Below are 4,415 nucleotides of genomic sequence, written 5' to 3' on the forward strand. Positions count from 1 at the left end.
GCGTACACCCGAGACGCCGCGGCGCGGCCCTCGCCGGCGTCCGGACGCCGCCCCGTCGGACCCGTCATGCCGCCGCCCCCGCCACCCCGGACCGCACCGCCCGCACCAACCGGGCCGCCTGCACCACGTAGAGCGCGCCGGCCGCCCAGTACAGCACCAGACCCCACCAGGCCAGCCCCCAGCCGACCGCCCCGGCCACCGTCGCCGTGACCGCCGACGTGGCGTGCGCCAGCAACAGGATCGGGAACGCGGCCAGCAGCAGGAACGTCGCCGTCTTACCGACATAGTGCACCGGCGGCGGCCCGTACCCGTACCGGCGCAGCACCCCCAGCGACCCCAGCAGCAGCAACTCCCGGGCCAGCAGCGCCGCGGTGAACTGCCACGGCACCACCTCGCGCGCGGTGAACGCCAGCAGGGTCGCCAGGATGTAGAGCCGGTCGGCCAACGGGTCCAGCAGTTCACCCAGGCGGCTGACCTGCCGCAACCGGCGGGCGATCCAGCCGTCGACCCAGTCCGTGGTGCCCCCGAGCGCCAGGACCACCACCGCGGCGACGTCAGCGCGCGCCACCAGCAGCAGGTAGAGGAACAGCGGCACACCGAGCAGCCGCACGAAGCTGATCAGGTTGGGCAGGGTGAGTACGCGGTCCCCGGTCTGCGCGACGCCCGGGCCGCCGGTCCTCTCCGGGGGCAGGGCCCCCGCCGGCCGACGCGACACCGAACCTCCCTCCGCGGCATCGTCCGGCACCCGGAGCGGGCGCTACGGAGGACGCACGCGTTGCTGGCCGGCAACCGCCGGCACCTTCGGATCCCGGGCCGGGACCTCCCCTGGCGCGGCCCCCGATCCGATGCGGACCAGGGGCCGGTGACTTGCGCTGTCACTATATCGGGCCCGCTCTCGGCACCCGGTTGTCCGTGCTCGCCTCGCTGGAGCGCTGGCGTGCCTGTGGTCGACTTCACGTCGCGTAAGGCATCCTAGGACAATAAGTCGCAGTCAGGCGGGCCGGGCTCCCGGATCCGGCGCTGCCGCCTGGCTGAACGCCAACAGCGCCAGCAACAGCTCGTGCTGTTGGCGCGACGGCATCCGCTCCAGCACCGCCTGTACCGCCCGCTGCCGGCGCTCGGTGAGCTCCCGCAGCAGCGCCTCCGCCGCGGCCGTCGGCACCAGCCGCACCTCGCGCTTGTCCCGAGAATCGGCCACCCGCCGCAGCAGCCCGATCGCCTCCAGCCGGTCGCACAGCCGGCTCGCCGACGACGGGACCACGTCGAGCAGCTCCGCGAGGCGGTTCACGTTGGTAAGCGGACGGGCGCTGATCAGCGAGAGCACCCGCAGCTGCGTGGGCGAGACGGTCATCTGATGCCGGGAACCCGCCGGATCGAGCACGCGCACGAGCGCCTCGGCGGCGACGTCGATCGCCGCGGCGAGATCCGGTTGCTCCACCCGACGTCCCCTGCGATGTCCGCTCGTGTCCCGCTACCGCCCCGCCGCCGCGCCCAGGCCCCCGGCCCGGGGGCGCCAGTCGAGGCAGACGACCACCGCGTCGTCGCGCAGATCGGCGTCGGCGTGGTAGGACTGCAGCCCGCGCATCACCGTACCAACCGCCTCGGTCGCCGGCTGCAAGCGAGTCGCGCGCATCGACCGGGCCATGGCCCGCTCACCGTACGGCTCCCGGCCGCCCGGCGCCGCCGCGTACACGCCGTCGCTGACCACGAAGAGCCGGTCTCCCGGTTCGATGGTGAACTCCTGGACCTCGTAGCGGGCCTCGGCGAACATGCCCAACGGCAACTGCTGCTCCAGCGGCACCCGCTCGACCGAACCGCCCCGCAGCCGCAACACGTGCGGCGAGCCCGCGTCCACCGCGCGCACCCGGCCGTCGGTAGTGTCCAGCTCCAGCAACAGCGTGGCCACGTGCCGCTCGCCCCGGTGTTGGAAGAAGACCGTGTCCGAAGCCAGTTCGGCCTGCTCGACCAGTCCGCCGCCGGAGCGGCGGGCGTTGCGCATCGCGTTGACCGCCACCGCCGTCAGCAGCGACGCCGACAGGCCGGTGCCCGCGCCGTTGAGTACCGTCAGCGCGAGCCGGTCACCGTCCACCGACCAGTCGAAGTGGTCGCCGCCCACCGTGTACGCCGGCTCCAACTGCCCGGCCAGCAGGAACGCGCCGTGCGTGACACTGCGGCCCGGCAGCAGGTCCCACTGCATCTCCGCGGCCATGCTCAACCGCTCCCGGCGGCGGGCCCGGCGGTACCGGTCGGTCTCCCGGTCGGCCGCGCGCAACGCCAGCGCCAGCTCACCGGCGATGTCCTGCGCCGTCTCCACAGTCGACGCCGCCGGGGCCGCCGCAAGCTCGACCAGGAGCACACCGAGGCGCTCGCCCCAGACCGTCAGCGGCAGGTAGACCCGGCACCGGCCGTCCTCCCCGCCGTCGAGCACCGGCTGCTGGCTGCTGAAGCAGCGCTGCGCCACGCCCTGGCAGGCGAGGAAGCCGGCGTCGGGCAGGTCCGGGTCCAGCACCGCCCACAGCCCGCTGATCCGGTAGTCGGCGACGAACACCTCGGTCCGGGACGCGCCCAGAGCAGCGCGGATGGCCCCGTCGGCGGCCTCCGCCAACCGGTCGGGCGGCGCCTCGCGCAGCGCGCGGGACACCGTTCCGGACGCCTGCGGCATGATCACCCTCCGACAACTCTTGCTGTAGGGCAAGCATCATACGGAGGGCCGCGGCCGGCCAGCCGGCACGGTCGATCGTTTTCCTCTCCCACCGACGTCCGGACGCCGTGCCGGCCCGGTGACCTGCGCGGTATCGCCTCGGCGACGGCCAGCCGGCCGCGATACTGACCGCGTGCCCACGGCGGAGGAGGTACAGCGGTGAACGCGACCAATGGCGCGGCGGTGGTGGTGGGCGCGGACGGCTCGGAGTCGTCCCTGCGGGCCGTCCGGCTCGCCGCCGGGGAGGCGGCCCGCAGGAACCGGCCGCTGCGGGTGGTGCACGGCTTCATCTGGCCGCTGCTGCGCGTGCCGCTCGGCCCGGCCCCCGGCGGACCGCCCGGCGCAGGACTGCGCCACCAGGCCGAACGGCTCGTGGCGGAGGCCGTCGCCGAGGCCGAGACGGCCGCGCCGGACGTCCGGATAACCGGGGAGATCATCGACGGGGAGGCCGCCGCCGTGCTGGTCGGAGAGTCCCCCACCGCCGTGATGATCGTCGTCGGCGACCGGGGACTGGGCGGGTTCGCCACGCTGGTGCTCGGCTCCGTGGCGGTCAAGGTCGCCGCGTACGCCGACTGTCCCGTGCTCGTCGCCCGCGGCGCGGCGCGCACCGACGGGCCGGTCGTGGTCGGGGTGGACGGCTCCGCGCTGTCCCACGCCGCCGTGGAGTTCGCCGCCGAGGCCGCGACGGTACGCGGTGTCACGCTGCGCGCCGTGCACGCCTACCGGCACCCGGCCTCCACCGGACCCGGCGACATGCAACCCCTCGTCCACGACAAGCGCGAGCTGCGCAGCGAGGAGGAGCGGGTGCTGGCCGAGTCCCTCGCCGGGCTCGGCGAACGCTGGCCGCAGCTGCCCGTCGAGGCGGCGGCGGTCCGCGATCGGCCCGTCGCGGCGCTCACCGAAGCCTCGCGCGGGGCCCAACTGCTGGTGGTCGGCGGGCGGGGCCGCGGCGAGTTCACCGGCCTGGTCCTCGGCTCGGTCAGCCACGCCGTGCTGCACCACGCCGACTGCCCCGTCGCCGTGGTGCGCGCCCCCGCCTGAGGCGGTCGCCACCCAGGGACGGTTGGCCCCGGCGCAGGCGGGTAGACGACGTGCGCCAACAGCCCCAGACCGCAGGAGGCGGCGATGCCAGGACCACGACCGGGCAGCAACGCGTACGACAAGCAACGGGCGCGGCTGCGCGACCTAATCGAGAATTCCGGACGGGCGGCCGACTCCGAGGCCAATCAGGTCGCCAACCGGATCCTGCAGGACGACCGGGGACAACACGGCGTCGTGCGGGGCGAACGGACGTACGGCCCGAAGGGCGAACGCGAGCCGGGCGACCCGAAGTGAGCGGGACCAGGCTGATCGACGGGGCCGTCGCCGGCGCGGTGGGCAGCGCCGCGCTGAACATGGTCGGCTACGCCGACATGGTGCTGCGCGCCCGACCGGCGAGCAGCACCCCCGAGGAGAGCGCCCGCCGCGTCGCCGGGCTGACACACGTCGACCTGGGGCCCGAGGACCGGGCGGCCAACCGCCGCGCGGGCCTCGGGCCCCTGCTCGGGTACGGGCTGGGCGTCACCACCGGTGTGGTGTTCGCCCTGCTGGCGGGGCACCGCCGTACTCCCCTGCCGGTGGCCGTGCTGCTGCTCGGCGGGGGCGTGATGGCCGCCTCGGACGGGTCGATGACCGCGCTGGGGGTCACCGACCCCCGGCGGTGGAGCCGCACCGA

6 protein-coding genes are annotated in these 4,415 nt (G+C 74.9%); 3 read left to right on the forward strand and 3 right to left on the reverse strand.

Features of this window, described 5'->3' with window-relative positions; genetic code table 11:
• Positions 1–64: 64 nt before the first annotated feature.
• The 3 genes from MCAG_RS00815 to MCAG_RS00825 all read right to left on the reverse strand — a co-directional run bounded on the left by MCAG_RS00815 (position 65) and on the right by MCAG_RS00825 (position 2,662).
• The gene (locus MCAG_RS00815) at positions 65–715 is read right to left on the reverse strand and encodes a CDP-alcohol phosphatidyltransferase family protein (RefSeq protein ID WP_007071106.1); all 651 of its coding nucleotides are present in this window, start codon (positions 713–715) and stop codon (positions 65–67) included.
• Between the two features lie 276 nt (positions 716–991).
• Positions 992–1,438 (reverse strand): MarR family winged helix-turn-helix transcriptional regulator, encoded by a 447-nt coding sequence (locus tag MCAG_RS00820; RefSeq protein WP_007071107.1) that lies wholly within the window; start codon positions 1,436–1,438, stop codon positions 992–994.
• Between the two features lie 33 nt (positions 1,439–1,471).
• A complete protein-coding gene (locus MCAG_RS00825) occupies positions 1,472–2,662 on the reverse strand; it encodes a PP2C family protein-serine/threonine phosphatase (RefSeq protein WP_036375873.1) in 1,191 nt (396 codons plus the stop codon).
• Positions 2,663–2,860: 198 nt separating this feature from the next.
• Here MCAG_RS00825 and MCAG_RS00830 point away from each other — a divergent pair, with 198 nt between their 5' ends.
• The 3 genes from MCAG_RS00830 to MCAG_RS33170 form a co-directional block, all read left to right on the forward strand.
• Entirely contained in the window at positions 2,861–3,742 is an 882-nt protein-coding gene (locus MCAG_RS00830) for a universal stress protein (RefSeq protein ID WP_007071109.1), read from the forward strand.
• 84 nt (positions 3,743–3,826) lie between these two features.
• The gene (locus MCAG_RS00835; protein ID WP_036371794.1) at positions 3,827–4,036 is read left to right on the forward strand and encodes a hypothetical protein; all 210 of its coding nucleotides are present in this window, start codon (positions 3,827–3,829) and stop codon (positions 4,034–4,036) included.
• The coding region (locus MCAG_RS33170) for a hypothetical protein (protein ID WP_007071110.1) at positions 4,033–4,415 on the forward strand (383 nt) is incomplete at its 3' end. The genes MCAG_RS00835 and MCAG_RS33170, both read left to right, overlap by 4 nt.

Origin of the sequence: Micromonospora sp. ATCC 39149, assembly GCF_000158815.1 — a bacterium.
Classification (GTDB): Bacteria; Actinomycetota; Actinomycetes; order Mycobacteriales; family Micromonosporaceae; genus Micromonospora.

Excerpts from the sequence above, each read along its gene's own strand:
- MCAG_RS00825 (WP_036375873.1), bottom strand. The coding sequence starts at position 2,662 with ATGCCGCAGGCGTCCGGAACGGTGTCCCGCGCGCTGCGCGAGGCGCCG.
- MCAG_RS00835 (WP_036371794.1), top strand. The coding sequence starts at position 3,827 with ATGCCAGGACCACGACCGGGCAGCAACGCGTACGACAAGCAACGGGCG.